The organism is Dongia soli, from assembly GCF_034044715.1.
Taxonomy (GTDB): Bacteria; Pseudomonadota; Alphaproteobacteria; order Dongiales; family Dongiaceae; genus Dongia_B; species Dongia_B soli.
The window spans coordinates 97,289-115,465 of record NZ_JAXCLW010000008.1; the positions used below are offsets into that span (position 1 = coordinate 97,289).

Genomic DNA, 18,177 nt, shown 5'->3' on the forward strand with positions numbered 1-18,177 from the left:
AGTATTTATTTCAACGTTCGGGATAGCGCTTCATGCGCTTGACGCTCATGGAGATATGACTGCGACGGATATGGCCGACCGCTTCCAGATCGCCAACCTCCATGGCCGCCAGGATATCGGCCATCTCGCGACGAAACACGGCGATCTCATCGGGCAGGTTGAGGTGAGGTACGGATTTAATCCAGATCCGGGTCGTCAAATAATAGAGGCGCTCCGAAATATCCCGCAGCGGCACATTGCCGATCATGCTGCCCAGTTCCTGGAAGAAATCGATATTGAGCTGCATAAAGGTTTTCGGCTCCGGCTTCTTCGCCAGCTGGTCGCAGCGCTCTACCAGCGCGCGCAGGCGGCCGAGGTCATCCTCGGTTCGGGGAACGGGATCGAGCTTGCCAATCAGGACCGCCAGCTCCATGCGCAGTTGGAAGACTTGCGCCAAAGCATCGATATCGACATCCGTCACGAAGGTGCCGACGCCATGCCGGCTTTCCAGCAAACCTTCGCTTTCCAGGCGGGTCAGGACGCGGCGAATCGGTGTGCGGGAAACGTGAAATTCCTCAGCCAATTCTTCTTCGGCGAGTCGCGCACCGGGTCCGTATTCGAGCAGGCAGATACGGTCGCGAATAGTTTTATAAATTCGCTCGAAACGTTCGCGTGACATGCTCAAAGGACGTTCCGCCATATCGTCCTGCACACTCATACCGACTCCAATACAGCCCTCAGAAATTGTTTCGTCCGCTCGTTTTTCGGCGCGCCAAACAGCTCCTGCGGTACCCCTTGTTCGGCGATCTTGCCCTGATAGAAGAAACAGACCCGGTCGGCAAACTCTTTCGCAAAGCCCATCTGATGGGTCACCATCAGCATGGTCAGGTCATGTTCGGCGCCCAATTGCCGGATGACATGCAGCACTTCACCGACCAGTTCAGGATCGAGGGCCGAGGTGACCTCGTCGAACAGCATCACTTTCGGCCGCATGGCCAATGCCCGGGCGATGGCGACGCGCTGTTGCTGGCCCCCGGAAAGCTGTGCCGGATAATGTCCTTTCTTGTCTGCGAGGCCCACCATGTCGAGCAATTCCGTGGCGCGGGCCTCCGCCTCTTTGCGCGACATTTTCAGCACGGTGATCGGCGCCTCGATGCAGTTCTGCAAGGCGGTCATATGAGGAAACAGATTGAAATGCTGGAACACCATGCCGATCTTGCTGCGCACCCGCCGCAGATGCTTTTGCGCAGCCGGCACCATCTGGCCGGATCGCATCATATGGGTCATCGGCTCGCCATCGACCCAGATGACGCCACCATCGATCCGTTCCAGCGTCATCAGCATCCGCAGCACCGTGGTCTTGCCGGAACCGGACGGGCCGATGATCGCAACTTTCTCACCGCGCGCAATCTCCAGGTTGAGGTCGTCGAGGACCACAAGATTGCCATAGCGCTTGCAGACATTTTCGAATCGGACCATGGGCTGTTCGGCTGCGGACTGCGCCGCTGAGGTCTTTATGGCTGTCACCTCTGTCATTTGGCGCTCCTGAGATTGAGGCGGCGTTCCACCAGTCTGATCAGAGCCGCAGAAACCAGGCTCATGATGAGAAAGGCGATGCCGACCAAAGTGATGGGCTCGGTGTAACGGAATGTCTCGGAGCCCAAAATCTTCGCCGTCTGCATCATCTCCATGACCGCGATGGCAGAGAGCAGCGGCGTTTCCTTGAAGAGGGCCACGAGATAATTGCCAAGGACCGGCACGATCGGCGGAATCGCCTGCGGCAGAATGATGTTTTTGAAAGTATTCAAACTGCTGAGATTGAGCGCGGTGCAGGCTTCCCACTGGCCGCGATGCACGCCTTCGAGGCCAGCACGATAGACCTCGGCGCAATAGCAGCCGTAATGCAGCCCGAGCGCGATAACGCCGGCGACGAAGGCATCGAGCGTGACGCCGAAAGAGGGGAAGACGAAATAGAGAAAGAAGATCTGGATCAGCAGCGGGGTCGAGCGGATGAATTCGATGAAGACCGACACGCACCAGCCGACCTTCGGACCACTCATGCGCAGGATCGCGAGGATGAGGCCAAGCACCAGGGCCAGCACAAAACCGATGGCGGTAGCCTCGATCGTCACGATCGCCGCCTGCGCCAGGACCGGCAGAATCTCAAAGGTATAATCCCAATCCCAGATCATCAGGCGCTCCTGCCGCGCGGCATCCCCTTGGATGCAATTTTTTCCAGTCGCTTCATGCCGATCGTGATGCAAAGTGACATCACAAGATACATGAGCAGCACCAGCGTGAAGATCGGAATCGTCCGCATCGTCGTCTGGTTCATCTCCTGCGCCATGAAGGCGAGATCGGAAAGCGTGATCAGCGAGACGAGGGCGGTCGATTTCAGCAGTTCGATGAAGAGATTGCCCCAGGGAGGAATCATGGCAATGAAGGCCTGGGGCAGGATGATGCGGCGTAATGCCTGGACCCGCGTCATATTGAGGGCAATGGTCGCTTCCCATTGGCTGCGGCTAACTGATTGCACCGCACCGCGCACAACCTCTGCGCCATAAGCACCGACATTCAGGCCAAGGCCGAGAACGGCGACCGTGAAGGGTTCCAGCGAGATGCCAAAAAGCGGCAGGGCAAAGAACAGCCAGAACAACTGCACCAAAGCGGAGGTGCCGCGAAAAATCTCGATATAGGTGACGGCGAGCCAGCGGAGGGGGCCAGGACCGTAAAGCTTGGCCAGGCCCGAGACGGTGCCCATAATGACGGCCAGCAGGGAACCGCAGACGGCAATCTGCACCGTTAGCCACGCGCCTTGCAACAGGCCGGGAAAGAAAACGGAAAAAGTGTGCGATGTGGCAAGCGCCGCCAGGGTTATGAGGGCGGCGACAAGCATTGCACCGAGCGAAAACGTGCCCACGTCAGGAACCTCCGGGCTCCAGAAAGTCGATCAGGCGGGGCGGATAGTTCCGCCCCGCGCTTCAATCTTATTCGCCTTTGCAGAGCTGTTCAGTGGTCATATTCGGGAGGTAATCCTTGCCGAAGCCGAGTGGCGTGACCAAAGCGATATGCTCCGGCGAGCCGATGAATTTCTTCAGCTCGTTGTTGAAGGCTTCATAAAGGTCCTTGTCTTCCTTGCGGAAGCCGAAGCCGCCATGTCCCTTCACGGATTTGCCGGCAACCTCGCCGAAAGGCGGCGTCGATTCCACACCCTCGCTTTTCTTCGCCATATCGGCAATTGAGAGCGCGGTCAGCGATGCCGCATCGGCGCGGCCCGATTGTACCGCCGCCACCAAGCTCGACTGATCCGGCAGCATGACCAATTGCGTTATCGGAATACCGGCATCCTTGGCATAGCCCGCTTCGACCGCGCCCGCCATGACGGCGAGCTTGAGGTCCTTGTTCGCAGCGATGCTGGAATAATCCTTGATCTTCTTCGGATTGCCCTTTTTCACCAGCATAGCCTGGCCGATGCCGTAGGAGGGTTCGGAGAACTGGATTTCCTTGCAGCGCTTCGGATTGATGAACATGCCGGCGGCAATGATGTCAAAGCGCCCGGCTTTCAAACCGGGAATGAGCGCGCCGAATTCCGTCAGCACGCCATCGACTTCGGGAATGCCGATCTTCTTCAGCACGGCCTTTGCTACTTCCGGTGCCTCGCCGGTCAGTTTGCCGTCGGGCGTCGCATAGCCGAACGGCGCTTCATTGGCAAAGCCGATGCGGATGAAGCCCTGTTTCTTTGCTTTCTCGTAAACAGTCTCCGCAAAGGCGGGACGCGATGTGCTGATGATCAATCCCGCAGCGCCGAGGCCGCCCAGGGACAGTAAAAGATGACGACGGCTGACGCCAAAATGGTGGTCCATTCCTCTCCTCCACTGCTCGTTCGAGATTTGGTTGAAGGCATCCGTAGCGGATTTATCTCGTTGACCAATGTTGTGTACATCTATTCTTTCTTTTGGGCAAGGGCTGATGTATAACTGCCGATAAATCGCATTTTAATGCGATTTTCAACCCGAATGGGAATATAGTTGTATACAATGTCAGAATCGGATTACCAAATGCCGGATTTGGCCGAGATTCAGCGCGCCGCACAGGCGATTGCCGGCACAGCCGAGCGGACGCCTTATGTCATTTCTTCCGCTTTATCGGCCCTGGCCGGGCAGGAAATCGGCCTGAAGCTGGAGACCCGGCAGCCGATCGGCGCCTTCAAGATCCGTGGTGCCGCCAATGCGATCAGCCGGCTTTCGCCGGAGCAGGCGCGCCGGGGTGTCGGCTGCTGCTCGACGGGCAATCACGGGCGGGCTTTGGCCTACGCGGCGGCAAAAAACGGTATCCGCGCCATTGTCTGCCTTTCCTCCCTGGTGCCGCAAAACAAAGTTCGGGCGATCGCGGAATTGGGTGCGGAGGTGCACCGTATCGGCAAGTGCCAAGACGATGCCCAGGCCGAGATAGACCGCCTGGTCGCCGACGAAGACATTACCGATATCCCGCCTTTCGATCATCCCGACATCATCGCCGGACAGGGCACCATCGGGCTGGAGCTGTTGGAAGACCGGCCCGACCTCGACGCCATCGTCGTGCCGCTTTCCGGCGGCGGTTTGATCAGCGGCATTGCCATCGCCGCGAAGGCTATGAAGCCGGAAATCAAAATCATCGGCGTGTCGATGGAACGTGGCGCCGCTATGCAGGCGAGTCTTGCTGCAGGTCATCCGGTCGAGGTCACGGAATTGCCGACCCTGGCCGATTCGCTCGGCGGCGGCATCGGGCTTAACAACCGCTGGACCTTCGATATTTGCCGCCGTCTGGTCGATGAAATCATCCTGCTGAGCGAGGCCGAAATCTATCGCGGCATGCAGCATCTGGCCAGGAAAGAGGGGCTGGTGGTCGAAGGTGCCGCCGCGGTCGGACCGGCTGCGTTGCTCGCCAGCAAGCTCAAGCCAGCAGGGCCGATGGCGATGATCATTTCTGGCCAAAATATCGATCAACGGCAATTCGATCTCATTGCCGCAGGCAAGCCGGTCCAGGTCGGCGACATCACGGTGGAAGGATAAGGATGCGCGACATCTTCGTGCTGACCGAAGCGGATCTTCGGAAGTTCATCTCGCTCAACCTCGATATCGTCGATGTGGTCGAGCGTGCCTTTCTGGCGCTGGCCTCCGGCAAGGTGGTCATGCCGCCGATCCTCTCCATGGACCTGCCGGATGTACATGGCGAGGTCGATGTGAAGACTGCCTATATTCCCGGCTTCGACGGCTTCGCCATCAAGGTGAGCCCGGGTTTCTTCGACAACCCGAAGATCGGCCTGCCTAGCCTCAACGGGCTGATGATCCTGTTCTCGGCCAAGACTGGGCTCGTAGATGCGCTGATGCTCGATAACGGCTATCTCACCGACATCCGCACCGCGGCGGCGGGTGCAGTTGCTGCGAAGCATCTGGCACCGTCTCGCGTCGATACCGCCGGCGTGCTTGGCACCGGGGTCCAGGCGAGGTTGCAGATCGCCGCGGCGCATCTCGTGCGGCCTTTCTCGAAAGTTCTTGTCTGGGGCCGGAATGCCGAAAATGCCGCTTCCTGTGCCCGCGATATCGCAGCCAGTCTTTCTGTCGAGGCCGTTGCACTTGCCGATCCGGCGGAGGTCGTGCGGAAAAGTCAGCTGGTGGTTACGACCACGCCGGCGCGCGAACCGGTTCTGAAAGCCGACTGGCTGCATCCCGGTTTGCATATTACCGCCATGGGCGCCGATCAGGCCGGCAAGAACGAGATTGACCCTGCCGCCATTCTCGCCGCCGATCTTTTCGCCTGCGACCGGATTTCGCAGAGCGAGACGGTGGGTGAGCTGCAAACGGCGCGGAAAGCCGGCTTCCCGGCCGACCGGGTGCCTGAACTGGGTGAGATCATTGGCGAATCGAAAACCGGACGCAGCAAGGACGATCAAGTCACGATCTGCGACCTGACCGGGACCGGCGCGCAGGACACGGCGATCGCCACCTATGCGCTGATGGCAGCCAAGAAAGCCGATATCGGCACGATCATCAAAGCCTGACGAGGAAGACATGGCCATCTACGACAAACCCTTCACCAAGGCCGAATATGCCAAGCGCGTCGCCGATACGAAGAAGCGCATGCAGGAGGCCGGCTTCGATCTCCTCATCTGTTCCGATCCGGCCAATATGTGCTGGCTGACCGGCTTCGACGGCTGGTCCTTCTATGTGCCCCAGGCGGTTCTCGTGCATCTCGAGGAAGAATGGCCGGTCTGGTTCGGCCGTGCCCAGGATGCGAAAGCGGCGCATGTCACCACAGATCTTCCCGCCAACAACATCGTGCCTTTCTCCGAACGCCTGGTGCAGCACAAGACGGAACATCCGTTCGACGAACTGGCCGATCTCATCGAGAAGCGCGGCTGGGGCAAAGCGCGGATCGGCGTCGAGATGGATGCGCATTACTACACCGCGCGCTGCCATGCCCACCTCACGAAAGGCCTGCCGAATGGCAAATTCGCCAATAACGGCGATCTGGTGAACTGGGCGCGGCTCGTCAAATCTGAGACCGAGCTGAAATATATGCGCGAGGCCGGCCGCATCTGCACCGAAGCCATGAACCGGGCGATCGCCAAGATGAAACCGGGCGTGCCGCAGAACCATGTGATCGCCGAGATCTATCATGCCCAGACCATGGGCGTCGGTGGTATCGGCGGCGATTATGTCGCGATCTGCCCGCTGATGCCGATCGGCGAGGGGACCAGCACGCCGCATCTCACCTGGTCCGATGCGCCGCTGCCGAAGAATGCCTTGACCATGCTGGAGATTGCCGGCTCCCGCCGTCATTATCACGCGCCGCTGACCCGGACGATTCATCTCGGCGAGCCGCCGGCGGGCATTCAGGATGTCGCGAAAGCCGTCGTCGAAGGTGTCGATGCCGGACTCGCCACGGCGCGGCCTGGCGCGACCGCTGAAGAAGTCGAAGCCGCCTGGCAGGCCGTGCTGCGGCGGAACGGATTGAAGAAGGAAAGCCGCGTCGGCTATTCGATCGGCCTCTCCTATCCGCCGGATTGGGGCGAACGGACGGTCAGCCTGCGTCCCACCGATCTGACGGTACTGCAACCCGGCATGTGCTTCCACATCCAATCGGGTGTCTGGTTGCAGGATTGGGGCGTGGCGATCTCCGAATCCTTCGTAGTGACGGAAAAAGGTGGCGAACGTCTCTGTGACGTGGCCCGCGAACTCATCGTCATCGACTGACGGGACCGACATGCGAAATGGTGCGATAAAGCTCGATGATCGCGATCTCCGGATTCTGTCGATCCTGCAAACGGAAGGTAGAATCACCAAAACCGCTTTAGCCGAGCGGGTCAATCTGTCGCCGACGCCTTGCTGGAGCCGGCTGAAACGATTGGAGCGGATCGGCGTCATCGAGGGTTATCGCGCCAAGGTCGCGATCAAAAGATTCGGCCTCACCATGGTTTTCATGGAGGCTGAATTGGAAAGCCACCGCGCAGCGGATTTCGCCCGCTTCGAAGCGGCGATGCGGGAGCGGCCGGAAGTCGTCGGCTGCTGGTCGGTCGGCGGCGGGATCGATTATCTGATCCAGATCATGGTGAAGCGGGTCGATGCCTATCAACGCCTGGTCGACAATCTGCTAGAAAGTGGCGTCGGGTTGAAACGCTACTATACTTACGTGGTGACCAAGCCGATCAAGGAAGACGGCCAGCTGCCACTGGAACAACTGGCGTCGGAATTGGCCGAAGACTGATCTCCCTCATCCGTGCCGTAGCGCCTCTTCCAAAACCTCACGCAGCGATTTACTGAAACTGCGTGGGCACAAGATCGCGAGGTGATGTGCCTCACGCCATAGTGTGACGGGGATCCGATGCATCGAGGTCAGTCGTATTGCACCGACAGGAAAGGCGGGCTCGCGCGGATCGAGGCCGCTGAATTTCGCTATCAGATCGGTGGCGGCTGGCATGGCAACTCGCAGTAAGCATCTCGATTGCGAAAGATCGAGCACGACGCCTTGGCCGATCGGCAGATCAGGTAAGATGCCGGCTTTGGTATATCGCAACAGCCACAGGCGCTGCGGATGAAGGCGTAACAAAATCCCATCCGCTGCTTCGATAACTTGGCCCGGTACCGGCACCGAGGATGCACCGCAGGCAACGGCGATCGACCGCGCGGCCGATGTAAAGCTTTCCGGCCAGGCATGGAATTGCGTGAGCGTCCAGCCGGTCCGTTCACTGATGAGGGGCGTCGCTGTCGAGACTTGCGCGGCGTCAGGCATGGAGGCGGGTTCCTTCGGGATCGAGGAAATGTGGCGCAACGATCTTCACGAGAGTCGATCGACCCCGAATGGGGTCGGCGGCAAGGATCGTCTTGCCCTGCCATTTGTCGAGACCACCTTGGATAAAACCTAGCCCGATCCAATGTCCGAGCGACGGGCTTTCCGTCACCGAGGTGACCCAGCCGAGCCCATGCCCATCTTCCTGTCCCTGCTCGGCGAGAATGGCGCCGCCTTTGAACGTCTCGCCCTTCGTTACCGGGACAAGGCCAACAAGACGAGCCCGGTCAGCGCGCTGCAGATCGGGGCGCTGCCGAAGGATATTGCCTATAAAGGCTTTCTTTGTTGAAGCCATGCGGCCGAGGCCGAGATCTTCCAGCGTCGTCCGGCCGTCCAGCTCGGGTCCGCCGACATGGCCCTTTTCGATGCGCAGGGCGCCAAGTGCTTCAAGGCCATAGGCGCAGCCACCGTGCTCTTTCGCCATGTTACGCAAGGCATGCCATAGAGCGGGGCCATGAGACGCGCCGATATAGACCTCATAGGCAAGTTCGCCGGAGAAACTGATCCGCGCAAGACGACAGGGCACGCCGTTGAAGACGCCGGTGCGGACCGCCATGAAGGGGAAGGCTTCGTTGGTGAAATCCAATCCGCCGATATGAGCGGGGAGAATCTCCCTGGCGCGCGGACCGGCTACCGAGATGCCAGCCCATTGATCGGTCACTGAGCTAACGGAGACGCGCAGCTCCGGCCAGCGGGTCTCCAATAAATCCTCCAGCCAAGCCATCACCTTGGCGGCATTGCCGGTGGTCGTCGTCATGAAATACTCGTGTTCCGACAGACGCCAGGAAGTGCCGTCATCCATCACGATACCGTCCTCGCGCAGCATCACGCCGTACCGCGCCATACCCACCTTCATCGCCTTGAAGCCATTGACATAGATGCGATCGAGGAATTCGCCGGCATCGGGTCCCTGGACGGCGATCTTGCCGAGGGTCGAGACATCGCAGAGGCCGACGGCATCCCGCGTCTGGCGCATCTCGCGCAGATAAGCTTCGTCCACCGTCTCGCCGGTTTGTGGATAATACCAGGGGCGCATCCACAAACCGGTTTCCAGCATATGCGCGCCGCTATCGGCGATGACATCGTGCAGCGGCGAGCGGCGGATCGGCAGCAGGTGCTTGTCGCGCTCGGCTCCAGCCAGCGCCCCGATCGAGACCGGGGCGAAAGGCGGGCGAAAGGTGGTGGTGCCGATCTCGCCGACGGATCGGCTGGCCATTTCCGACAGCAGGGCCAAAGCCGGCACGGCGGAAGTACGGCCCTGATCTGCCGCCATGCCGAGCGTGGTATAGCGTTTCAGCAGCTCCGGCGCTTCATAGCCTTCTTGATTGGCCTGCAGGATATCGGCGGCGGTTACGTCATGCTGCAGATCGACGAAGATTTTCTTGAGATTGAGATCGCTGGCAAGCCGCACCGGCTTGATCGGCGTTTCCCAACCGCCGGGCGCCGGAATATCGTCGACCGGGGCCTTGCGGCCAAGCGCGGCGGCTGCCGCTGCGGCGATGGCCCGTCCGGACCGGGCGCAATCATCGGAACGCCAGATGCCGGCTGCAGCACCGACGCAATCGATCGGCTCGTTCGCCCTGCCGGGCAAGAAGGCTTGCAGCGTTTGGTTCCAGGACGGTTTGACGCCGCGCTGGCTGAGCAAATGCTGGGTCGGCGACCAGCCGCCTGAGACGGCGACGATATCGCAGGCAAGGCGGCCGGTGATGCTGCCTTGTCCAGTCGCCGGTCCAATATCGACGGCCCTCACATGGCGACCGCCAAGGGCTGCCCGGATTGCCTGGCCGAGACGCAAATCGATGCCGGTGTTATTGGCAAGCTTATGCAGCGTTTCCGATACCCGCTCGCGGCTGTCGATCAGCGTCACCGAGAGGCCAGCGATGGCGAGGTCCCGTGCTGTTGCATAGGCCGAATCATTCGTCGTCGCCAGCACGATGCGACGGCCGGGTGCGACCGCCCAGCGATTGAGGTAAGACCCGACGGCGGAAGCCAGCATGATTCCGGGTCGATCATTGCCGGCAAAGAGCAACGGACGCTCCATGGCGCCGGCGGCAATGATGATGCGCTTCGCCCGCACGATCCAGAACCGCTCCCGCCACGGAATCGTCGCGGCTTTCACCGGGTCGCGCCGCTCAACCAACCCCGCGACGGTTCCGTCATAGAGGCCGAAGGCGGTTGTTCGTTTCAGAATGCGAATATTCGCGGATTTGTTCAGCGTGCCGAGGCGGCTTGCCAGCCATTGCGCTGCCGGTTGCTGGTCGATCGTGCCGGTATTCGTGAGAAGCGCGCCGCCAAGTTCAAAATCGCGTTCGGCGAGGATCACATCGAGGCCGGCCTCGGCAGCGATCCGGGCCGCTTCCAGGCCCGCCGGTCCGGATCCGATGACCAGCAGATCGCAGAAGGCATTGACCGTTTCATACTGATCGGGATCGGGTTCCCGCGCTGCTTTGCCCAAACCCGCTGCGCGCCGGATGAAGTGCTCGTAGAACAGCCAGTTTTTCGGGCTGCGGCCCGGGCCCATGAAGGTCTTGTAGTAAAAACCGGCGCCGAGCAGGCTGGCGAAGACTTGGTTGACCGCGGCGAAATCGACTTTCAGGCTGGGCCAGCAATGCTGGGCATGCGCCGTCAGCCCATCATGCAGTTCTTCCGTTGTAACGACGGAATTTGGTAGCGAATGAGCGCCCTCGCCAAGCGTCACCAGCGCATTGGCCTCTTCCAGCGCGGCACTCATGATGCCGCGTGGCCGGTGGTATTTGAAACTGCGGGCGACGAATTGGATGCCATTGGCCAGCAGGGCCGAAGCCAGGCTGTCGCCGGCATGCCCCGTCATTGCCTGGCCGTCGAAATTGAAGCGATACTCGCTATTGCGGTCAATGCGACCGCCTTGCTGCAGACGAAAGCCCGTGCTCATGACGATTGACCATCCAGCAATGAAGCAAGCGCTGCATTAGCCGGCATGACCGAGGCGATTTCATGGGTCAACGTATCGCGCTCGACGATCAACCAGAGCCGGCAGCCATCGGTATGTTGCCAGCGTTCTCGATGCGGGCCTTTTGGATTCTCCCGGCGATAGACCGCCTCGATCCACGCCTCCATCGAGGCGGCGAGATCGGGGTAGATGATATTGGCATCGCCGCCATAGGAGAATTCGCTATGGTCGCGCTCACCGCAGAAAGGGCATTTGATGCGCAGCATGATGGTCCCTTTCTCAGTGCAGTTTCGGTATCGGACCGACGCCGGCTTCGTCGATCATGGCGCCGCGTCTAAAGCGATCGAGCGAGAACGGCGCTGCCAGCCGATCCGGCTCGTCGCGCGCCAGAAGATGGGCAAAGCACCAGCCGGAAGCCGGTGTCGCCTTGAACCCGCCGTAGCACCAGCCGGCATTGAGATAGAGGCCGTCGATTGGTGTCCTGTCGATGATATGCGAGCCGTCCATTGTCATATCCATCACCCCGGCCCAATGGCGGAGCAGGCGGACGCGGCCAAGGCAGGGCATCAGCGAAACGCCGAGCGCAGCAACATCCCGCACCACCGGCAGGTTGCCGCGCTGCGCATAGGAATTGTACATGTCGAGGTCGCCGCCAAAGACCATGCCGCCTTTATCCGATTGGCTGATATAGAAATGGCCATGGCCACCGAAGCCGATCACGTAATCAAGCAAAGGTTTCAGCGGTTCGGAGACGAAGGCCTGCAGGAGATGGCTTTCGATCGGCAGGCTGAGCCCAGCCATCTCGCCGAGCCGCGAGGTGTGACCCGCCACGGCAATGCCGGTCTTGCCGGCGCGGATCTGTCCCCGGCTGGTTTCCACGCCGGTGATCCGCCCGCCATCGCGCAGGAAGCCACTGACCTCGCAATTCTGGATGATGTCGACGCCGAGTGCGGCGGCAGCCCTGGCATAGCCCCAGACCACCGCATCATGCCGTGCGGTGCCGGCGGTCGGCTGCATCAGCCCGCCCCAGATCGGGAAGCGCGCTGTTGGCCGATAATCGAGATGCGGCACCAGCTTCTGCATATCCGCGCGGCTGAGCAGACGTGCGGCGATGCCATGGCGCCGCATGATATTGCCGCGGCGCGCGGCGCTGTCCAGGGCATCGGGTGAATGCGCCAGAAGAATCTGGCCGCGCGGGCTGAACATGACATTGTAGTTCAGCTCATGCGAGAGGTTGTTCCAGAGCTTGAGGGAGAAGTCGTAGAATTCGGTCGCGCCGGGCAGCATGTAATTGGAACGCACGATCGTGGTGTTGCGCCCCGCATTGCCCGAGCCGATATAGCTCTTTTCCAGGACGGCGACATTACGGATGCCAAATTCCCTGGCCAGGTAATAGGCCGTGGCAAGGCCATGTCCGCCCCCGCCGACAACAATCACATCATAGCTGGATTTGGGCTCGGGGTTCGGCCAGGCGCGCGGCCAGTCCCGATTGCCCGTGATGGCGTGTTTGATCAGAGACAGGGCCGAATAGCGAGGCATCGAAAGCTTCCATCGGGATCACGCCATGCACGGCGCCATAACCTTTGTCGCATGGCGGAAAAAGAAAAAGCGTCCGAATGAGGCGCCCAAGATAGAGGATTTTTCTGCCCTGGCCGACGAGTACAGTGAAATCCTCCGGCTGAATCTGGCTACGGTGACGGTATCGAGCATGCCTCGACGCCTTCATCGAGAGGACTGGACCCGATTCCATGAAACGCATAGCCAAGGTCGCATCCGTCAGAAGTCCTGCCAAAACGTCATCGGCGAGAATCGCGCAAATGCGCCGCCCGAGCCGGGCGCCCGGCCTGGACCGGCTGCAGGACACCCGGCTATTCAAGGAATTCGCCTATCTCGACGGGTCCTGGACAGCAAGTGCCAGCGGCCAGGTGATTGCGGTCACCGATCCTGGCACCGGCGCATGGATCGGCAGCGTTCCGGCCCTGACCGCCGCGGAAAGCGAAACCGCCATTGAAGCCGCGTCACGAGCCTTTCCGGCCTGGTCGGCACGGCTGCCGCAAGAACGGGCGAAGCTGCTGCGCGCCTGGTTTGACCAGATCGTTCAACACCGCGAGGATCTTGCAGTGCTGATGACGGTGGAGCAGGGGAAACCGATCTCGGAAGCGCGCGGCGAGATCGACTATGCCGCCTCCTTTGTCGAGTTTTATGCCGAGGAGGCGAAGCGGGCGAATATCGAATCCGTGACCTCCCATCTGCCCGGCGCGGCGATGACGGTGTCGCGGGCGCCGATGGGTGTCGCGGCCCTGATTACGCCCTGGAATTTTCCCTCGGCCATGATCACGCGCAAGGCCGCAGCGGCCCTTGCGGCCGGCTGCACGGTCGTCATCCATCCGTCGAAGGAAACGCCGTTCTCCGCTTTGGCGCTGGCGGAACTGGCGGAACGTGCGGGCCTGCCGCGCGGTGTCGTCAACATCGTCACCGGCGAGGCGACCGAGGTTGTGCCGCCGATGACGGCCTCGCCGCTGGTTCGCGTTCTGTCGTTTACGGGATCGACCGAGATCGGCCGGCTGCTTTATCAGCAGAGCGCCGGGACGATCAAATCGCTGATCCTGGAGCTTGGCGGCCATGCGCCTTATCTGGTTTTCGCCGATGCCGATCTCGACCGTGCCGTCGATGCGGCGCTCAGCGCAAAATTCGCAACCTCCGGCCAGGATTGCCTGGCGGCGAACCGGATCTTGATCGAACGGCCGGTTTATCAGGCCTTCGCCGCGAAATTTGCCGAACGGGTGGCAAGTCTCTCCGTCGGTATTGGTTTGAGCGATCCGGTGATCGGTCCGCTTATCAACGAGAAAGCCGTCGCCAAGCAGGAGGCACAGATCAGCGATGCCCAGGCGCGCGGCGTAACTGTGCTGACCGGCGGCAGTCGACATGCGGCCGGACCGCTCTTCTTCGAACCGACCGTTCTGAGTGATGTGCCGCATGACGCGCTGATCTTCCGTGAAGAGACCTTCGGCCCGATTGCTGCCTTGTCGCCCTTCGATAGCGAGGAGGAGGCGGTGGCCTTGGCCAATGCCACGGAATATGGCCTCGTCGCCTATCTCCACAGCACCGATACGGCGCGCATCGCACGAGTCACGCGACGATTGGAATTCGGCATGATCGCCGTCAACCGTACCAAGATCACCGGTGCACCCGTTCCCTTTGGCGGCTGCAAGCAATCCGGCCTTGGCCGCGAAGGTTCGCGCCTCGGCATGGAAGCCTTCATGGATGTCAAATATGTCTGTCAGGAAGTGAGCTGAAATCGCCATGCACGATAATCCCTTTTCCGATAGCGAAATCGAGAATCGCCTCAAGGCATTTCGCGAGCGCTTGGCCGAAGGGCGACTGGATGCCGCGATCGTCGCCTCGCCGGAGAATGTCTTTTATCTGACGGGCCTCGATCACTGGGGTTATTTCGCGCCGCATCTGTTGATCGTGCCGCTGGAGGGACGCCCGGTTCTCGTGACGCGCGCGATGGAACGGGTCTCGGTGGAAAAACAGGTACGTGCTGCAGATTTCCGCGGGCATCCGGACAGCGAAACGGCGGCCGACATGGCGGCCCGTGTCATGCGCGATCTTCGCCTCACAAATCGCGCCGTCGGCCTCGAATGCTGGACCTCTGGCATGAGTCACGGGCTAGCACAGTCGCTCTTAGCGCAGGTTGACGCCAAGTGGAGCGATATATCGGGCCTCGTCGATCAGATGCGCCTGGTGAAAAGTGCCGAGGAACAGGTTTTGATGCGTCGCGCCGCCGCCGTTACCGATGCTGCTGCGGAAGCCGCGATCGGGGCGATTGCAGACGGCGCCGCGGAACGGGAAGTGACCGCTGCTTGCCAAGCCGCCATGACCCTGGCCGGCGGCGATCCGGTCGGCTTCGGCCCCTTCATCCGACCCGGCAGCCGGCTCGGCGAGGAGCACGCGACCTGGGGCAATAGCGCTTATCGCCACGGCGAGCCGGTCTTTCTCGAATTGTCCGGCTGCGTCGGCCGCTATCATGCACCGCTCGGCCGCATCGTTCATGTGGGCGCCGCGCCTGAAGGCGACATCGCCATGGCCGAGGTGACGAAGCGCGCTTTCGATGCGGTGATCGGCGCGCTGAAACCCGGCACCCGCGCCCGCGCTGTCTATGCCGCGTGGCAAAATGTCGTGGACGATGCTGGTCTTGCACATTATCGCCGACATCATTGCGGCTATTGCGTGGGTATCGGACAACCGCCATCCTGGACCGGCGGCAATTCGGTAACCGGCTTGCGGCATGATTCCGATTTGCCGATCAAAAGCGGCATGTCGTTTCACATCCTGTCCTGGCTCATGGGGACCGGGCGTGGCGACTATTTCATATCCAATGCCGTGCTGCTTGGGGACAAGGGCGCGGAAGTTCTGACCAAGACACCGCTTGGTCCCATCATCAGGTAAGGAGATTGCGATGCTGCCGAACGACACGTTGGACCAATGGGACCGGGCGCATTTCTTCCATCCATCGACGCATACGGCGCAATTCGCCCGGGGCGAGATGCCGAACCGCATCGTGACGGGCGGCAAGGGCTGCTATATCCAGGATCGTGATGGCAACAAGCTGCTAGATGCCTTTGCCGGCCTCTATTGTGTCAATGTCGGCTATGGCCGGCCTGAAATCGCCGAGGCGATTGCAAAACAGGCTGCCGAACTTGCCTATTATCATGCTTATGTCGGCCACGGGACGGAAGCCGCAATCACGCTCGCCAAAATGATCATCGAACGCGCGCCGAAGAATATGTCGCGGGTTTATTTCGGCCTCTCCGGTTCGGATGCGAACGAAACCAACATCAAGCTGATCTGGTATTACAACAACGTCCTGGGCCAGCCGAAGCGCAAGAAGATCATCTCGCGCTGGCGTGGCTATCACGGTTCGGGCCTGATGACGGGATCGCTGACTGGCCTTGAGCTGTTCCACAAGAAATTCGATCTGCCGCTGGCCCAGGTCATTCATACCGAGGCGCCTTATTACTATCGCCGCCAGGACGCGGCCATGTCGGAAGCGGATTTCTCCAATTATTGTGCAGAGCAACTCGAGAAGCTCATCCAGGCCGAGGGAGCAGACACGATTGCCGCTTTCATCGGCGAGCCGGTTCTCGGCACCGGCGGCATCGTGCCGCCGCCGCAAGGTTATTGGTCGGCGATCCAGGCGGTGCTGAAGAAATACGATATCCTGCTTGTTGCCGATGAGGTCGTCACCGGTTTCGGGCGTCTGGGGTCGATGTTCGGCTCAGACCATTATGGGATGGAGCCGGATATCATCACCATTGCCAAGGGCCTCACCTCGGCCTATGCGCCCCTGTCAGGGTCGATCGTCTCGGAACGTGTCTGGAAAGTGCTGGAACGCGGCAATGACGAATTCGGACCGCTCGGCCATGGCTGGACCTATTCGGCGCATCCGCTCTGCGCGGCGGCCGGTATTGCCAATCTCAAGCTGATCGATGATCTCGGCCTGGTGCGCAATGCCAAGGAAACGGGCGCCTATTTCGTCAAAAAGATGAAAGAAGCGCTGGCCGATCATCCTATCGTCGGCGAAGTGCGCGGCGAGGGCATGCTCTGCGCGGTGGAGTTCGTCGAGGATAAGAAAGCGCGCCGCTTCTTCGATCCCGGCAAGAAGGTCGGCCCGCAGATCGCCGCGGCCTTGCTGAAACAGAATGTGATCGGCCGCGCCATGCCGCAGGGCGATATCCTGGGCTTCGCCCCACCGCTTTGCCTGTCGAAAGAGGAGGCGGATCTGATCGTCAAGGCGACAGTCAAGGCGACGGAAGAGGTGAAGGCAGCGCTTCGCTAACGATTTTGGCGGGACAGCGCAGGACCTATGCAGGCTATGCGCTGTCCGCCAGTACTTTATTTCGTGACGCGGCCAAGGACGCCGGTCAGGCAGCCGATATTGCCGGCGGCCTTGGAAAGCTCATCCGTCGCCACCGTCACGCAATCGATGCCGTGCTGCTCGAAGAAGGGTTGAAACTTCGCCAAGCCCGCCGCCATCATGATCTTGCGCGGTCCTAACGTGACAAAGTTCATGGCGCGGTAGCTTTCCGCATCATCTTCATAAGGTGGGAAGATCACCTCATAGCCCCGTTCCACCACGGCCTTTACCGTGGCGAGGGGCGTACGGCGCGGCCAGCAGATAGCGAGATCGCTGTCGGCGATGCGCAGCATGCCCATGAAATGCATCGTGCCATAGGGCATGTCGACGGCGAGCGTTTCACAGCCGATCTCCGCAAGAACGGCGGTGATCTGATCGATGGCTGCCTGATTGGTGCGATGGCCGCGCCCGATCATCGCGGTCTGTTCATCCAGCCACATGAGATCGGCGCCTTCGAAAGTGGCATCGCCCGTCAGGGTCTTTAGGATCGGGGTGCCGAGATCGGCCAGCCGGCGCGCCGCCCAGCGTTCTTCGCCGGCCCGCACCTGGCCGGCGGGACGGGCGAGGATCGCACCTTGCGGCGTCATGACGAAGAGATCGGCACAGAACATCTGGTTCGGCGGTGCATCGCCTTCCGGCATCACATGATGCACCTCGACTCCCAGCTTTTCATAAGCTTCGACCATGGCCGCGTGTTGCTCGCGCGCCCGCGTGAGGTTGAGCGGCTCCAGCATCAGCACGCTCTCCGGATCCTCGAGGGAGGCTGCCAGCTCCTCGCCCGGCTGATGCACGATCACGGCCTGGAGCGGTCGCCATTCGGAATCGATCTTATGGCGCGCCCAGATTCCGCCGAGTTCATCTCCATGAGGCTTTTCCCGCTGCACCCATCCGGCGCCGCCATAGGCGGAGGTCCCAAAGGTGCTGCTACCCTTTGTATTGCTTTTCGGCTTTCCGGTTACCTTGTTCACGAACGCGCTCCCAGGTTTCTTGATGAGAATGGTGCGATGCTCATCGCACGACC

17 protein-coding genes are annotated in these 18,177 nt (G+C 60.8%); 7 read left to right on the plus strand and 10 right to left on the minus strand.

Features of this window, described 5'->3' with window-relative positions; genetic code table 11:
- Positions 1–10: 10 nt before the first annotated feature.
- The 5 genes from SMD27_RS20565 to ehuB all read right to left on the minus strand — a co-directional run bounded on the left by SMD27_RS20565 (position 11) and on the right by ehuB (position 3,842).
- Positions 11–697, minus strand: a complete 687-nt coding sequence (locus tag SMD27_RS20565) for a GntR family transcriptional regulator (RefSeq protein ID WP_320510321.1) — start codon at positions 695–697, stop codon at positions 11–13.
- Positions 694–1,515 (minus strand): ectoine/hydroxyectoine ABC transporter ATP-binding protein EhuA, encoded by an 822-nt coding sequence (gene ehuA / locus SMD27_RS20570; RefSeq protein ID WP_320510322.1) that lies wholly within the window; start codon positions 1,513–1,515, stop codon positions 694–696. The genes SMD27_RS20565 and ehuA overlap by 4 nt, the downstream gene beginning before the upstream one ends.
- Entirely contained in the window at positions 1,512–2,171 is a 660-nt protein-coding gene (gene ehuD / locus SMD27_RS20575) for an ectoine/hydroxyectoine ABC transporter permease subunit EhuD (RefSeq protein ID WP_320510323.1), read from the minus strand. Before ehuD ends, ehuA begins: the two co-directional genes overlap by 4 nt.
- Complete coding sequence (ehuC, locus tag SMD27_RS20580; RefSeq protein ID WP_320510324.1) at positions 2,171–2,899, minus strand: ectoine/hydroxyectoine ABC transporter permease subunit EhuC; 729 nt, start codon at positions 2,897–2,899, stop codon at positions 2,171–2,173. The genes ehuD and ehuC overlap by 1 nt, the downstream gene beginning before the upstream one ends.
- Before the next feature lie 67 nt (positions 2,900–2,966).
- On the minus strand, positions 2,967–3,842 hold the full coding sequence (gene ehuB / locus SMD27_RS20585) for an ectoine/hydroxyectoine ABC transporter substrate-binding protein EhuB (RefSeq protein ID WP_320510325.1): 876 nt from the start codon (positions 3,840–3,842) through the stop codon (positions 2,967–2,969).
- Between the two features lie 195 nt (positions 3,843–4,037).
- On the opposite strand from ehuB, the gene eutB reads away from it, so the two are divergent.
- The 4 genes from eutB to SMD27_RS20605 are packed head-to-tail and all read left to right on the plus strand — an operon-like array spanning position 4,038 to position 7,725.
- Entirely contained in the window at positions 4,038–5,030 is a 993-nt protein-coding gene (gene eutB / locus SMD27_RS20590) for a hydroxyectoine utilization dehydratase EutB (protein ID WP_320510326.1), read from the plus strand.
- A gap of 2 nt (positions 5,031–5,032) precedes the next feature.
- Positions 5,033–6,019, plus strand: a complete 987-nt coding sequence (locus SMD27_RS20595; RefSeq protein ID WP_320510327.1) for a cyclodeaminase — start codon at positions 5,033–5,035, stop codon at positions 6,017–6,019.
- A gap of 10 nt (positions 6,020–6,029) precedes the next feature.
- On the plus strand, positions 6,030–7,214 hold the full coding sequence (locus SMD27_RS20600; RefSeq protein WP_320510328.1) for a M24 family metallopeptidase: 1,185 nt from the start codon (positions 6,030–6,032) through the stop codon (positions 7,212–7,214).
- A 10-nt stretch (positions 7,215–7,224) separates the two neighbouring features.
- Complete coding sequence (locus SMD27_RS20605) at positions 7,225–7,725, plus strand: Lrp/AsnC family transcriptional regulator (RefSeq protein WP_320510329.1); 501 nt, start codon at positions 7,225–7,227, stop codon at positions 7,723–7,725.
- A 6-nt stretch (positions 7,726–7,731) separates the two neighbouring features.
- Here SMD27_RS20605 and SMD27_RS20610 read toward each other — a convergent pair whose 3' ends face one another.
- The 4 genes from SMD27_RS20610 to SMD27_RS20625 are packed head-to-tail and all read right to left on the minus strand — an operon-like array spanning position 7,732 to position 12,775.
- Positions 7,732–8,250 (minus strand): hypothetical protein, encoded by a 519-nt coding sequence (locus SMD27_RS20610; protein WP_320510330.1) that lies wholly within the window; start codon positions 8,248–8,250, stop codon positions 7,732–7,734.
- Complete coding sequence (locus tag SMD27_RS20615; protein WP_320510331.1) at positions 8,243–11,218, minus strand: sarcosine oxidase subunit alpha family protein; 2,976 nt, start codon at positions 11,216–11,218, stop codon at positions 8,243–8,245. Before SMD27_RS20615 ends, SMD27_RS20610 begins: the two co-directional genes overlap by 8 nt.
- Entirely contained in the window at positions 11,215–11,502 is a 288-nt protein-coding gene (locus tag SMD27_RS20620) for a sarcosine oxidase subunit delta (protein ID WP_320510332.1), read from the minus strand. Before SMD27_RS20620 ends, SMD27_RS20615 begins: the two co-directional genes overlap by 4 nt.
- Before the next feature lie 13 nt (positions 11,503–11,515).
- Positions 11,516–12,775 carry a sarcosine oxidase subunit beta family protein gene (locus SMD27_RS20625; protein ID WP_320510333.1) on the minus strand — a complete coding sequence of 420 codons (1,260 nt, stop codon included), beginning with the start codon at positions 12,773–12,775 and terminating at the stop codon, positions 11,516–11,518.
- A gap of 278 nt (positions 12,776–13,053) precedes the next feature.
- Between SMD27_RS20625 and SMD27_RS20630 the strand changes: the two genes are divergently transcribed.
- Genes SMD27_RS20630 through SMD27_RS20640 form a run of 3 tightly spaced genes read left to right on the plus strand, consistent with a single transcriptional unit; the run spans position 13,054 to position 17,078 of the window.
- Positions 13,054–14,532 (plus strand): NAD-dependent succinate-semialdehyde dehydrogenase, encoded by a 1,479-nt coding sequence (locus tag SMD27_RS20630; protein WP_320510334.1) that lies wholly within the window; start codon positions 13,054–13,056, stop codon positions 14,530–14,532.
- A gap of 7 nt (positions 14,533–14,539) precedes the next feature.
- Positions 14,540–15,688, plus strand: coding sequence for a M24 family metallopeptidase (locus SMD27_RS20635; protein ID WP_320510335.1), 1,149 nt, complete (start codon positions 14,540–14,542; stop codon positions 15,686–15,688).
- Positions 15,689–15,698: 10 nt separating this feature from the next.
- Complete coding sequence (locus tag SMD27_RS20640) at positions 15,699–17,078, plus strand: aspartate aminotransferase family protein (RefSeq protein ID WP_320510336.1); 1,380 nt, start codon at positions 15,699–15,701, stop codon at positions 17,076–17,078.
- A 56-nt stretch (positions 17,079–17,134) separates the two neighbouring features.
- On the opposite strand, the gene SMD27_RS20645 is transcribed toward SMD27_RS20640, so the two are convergent.
- Complete coding sequence (locus tag SMD27_RS20645) at positions 17,135–18,124, minus strand: dimethylarginine dimethylaminohydrolase family protein (RefSeq protein WP_320510337.1); 990 nt, start codon at positions 18,122–18,124, stop codon at positions 17,135–17,137.
- Between the last annotated feature and the right edge of the window lie 53 nt (positions 18,125–18,177).

What these genes read in the sequence shown, in the direction of transcription:
- SMD27_RS20565 (WP_320510321.1), bottom strand. Translation starts at nt 697, where the DNA reads ATGAGTGTGCAGGACGATATGGCGGAACGTCCTTTGAGCATGTCACGC.
- ehuA (WP_320510322.1), bottom strand. Translation starts at nt 1,515, where the DNA reads ATGACAGAGGTGACAGCCATAAAGACCTCAGCGGCGCAGTCCGCAGCC.
- ehuD (WP_320510323.1), bottom strand. Translation starts at nt 2,171, where the DNA reads ATGATCTGGGATTGGGATTATACCTTTGAGATTCTGCCGGTCCTGGCG.
- ehuB (WP_320510325.1), bottom strand. Translation starts at nt 3,842, where the DNA reads ATGGACCACCATTTTGGCGTCAGCCGTCGTCATCTTTTACTGTCCCTG.
- eutB (WP_320510326.1), top strand. Translation starts at nt 4,038, where the DNA reads ATGCCGGATTTGGCCGAGATTCAGCGCGCCGCACAGGCGATTGCCGGC.
- SMD27_RS20595 (WP_320510327.1), top strand. Translation starts at nt 5,033, where the DNA reads ATGCGCGACATCTTCGTGCTGACCGAAGCGGATCTTCGGAAGTTCATC.
- SMD27_RS20600 (WP_320510328.1), top strand. Translation starts at nt 6,030, where the DNA reads ATGGCCATCTACGACAAACCCTTCACCAAGGCCGAATATGCCAAGCGC.
- SMD27_RS20605 (WP_320510329.1), top strand. Translation starts at nt 7,225, where the DNA reads ATGCGAAATGGTGCGATAAAGCTCGATGATCGCGATCTCCGGATTCTG.
- SMD27_RS20610 (WP_320510330.1), bottom strand. Translation starts at nt 8,250, where the DNA reads ATGCCTGACGCCGCGCAAGTCTCGACAGCGACGCCCCTCATCAGTGAA.
- SMD27_RS20615 (WP_320510331.1), bottom strand. Translation starts at nt 11,218, where the DNA reads ATGAGCACGGGCTTTCGTCTGCAGCAAGGCGGTCGCATTGACCGCAAT.
- SMD27_RS20620 (WP_320510332.1), bottom strand. Translation starts at nt 11,502, where the DNA reads ATGCTGCGCATCAAATGCCCTTTCTGCGGTGAGCGCGACCATAGCGAA.
- SMD27_RS20625 (WP_320510333.1), bottom strand. Translation starts at nt 12,775, where the DNA reads ATGCCTCGCTATTCGGCCCTGTCTCTGATCAAACACGCCATCACGGGC.
- SMD27_RS20630 (WP_320510334.1), top strand. Translation starts at nt 13,054, where the DNA reads ATGCGCCGCCCGAGCCGGGCGCCCGGCCTGGACCGGCTGCAGGACACC.
- SMD27_RS20635 (WP_320510335.1), top strand. Translation starts at nt 14,540, where the DNA reads ATGCACGATAATCCCTTTTCCGATAGCGAAATCGAGAATCGCCTCAAG.
- SMD27_RS20640 (WP_320510336.1), top strand. Translation starts at nt 15,699, where the DNA reads ATGCTGCCGAACGACACGTTGGACCAATGGGACCGGGCGCATTTCTTC.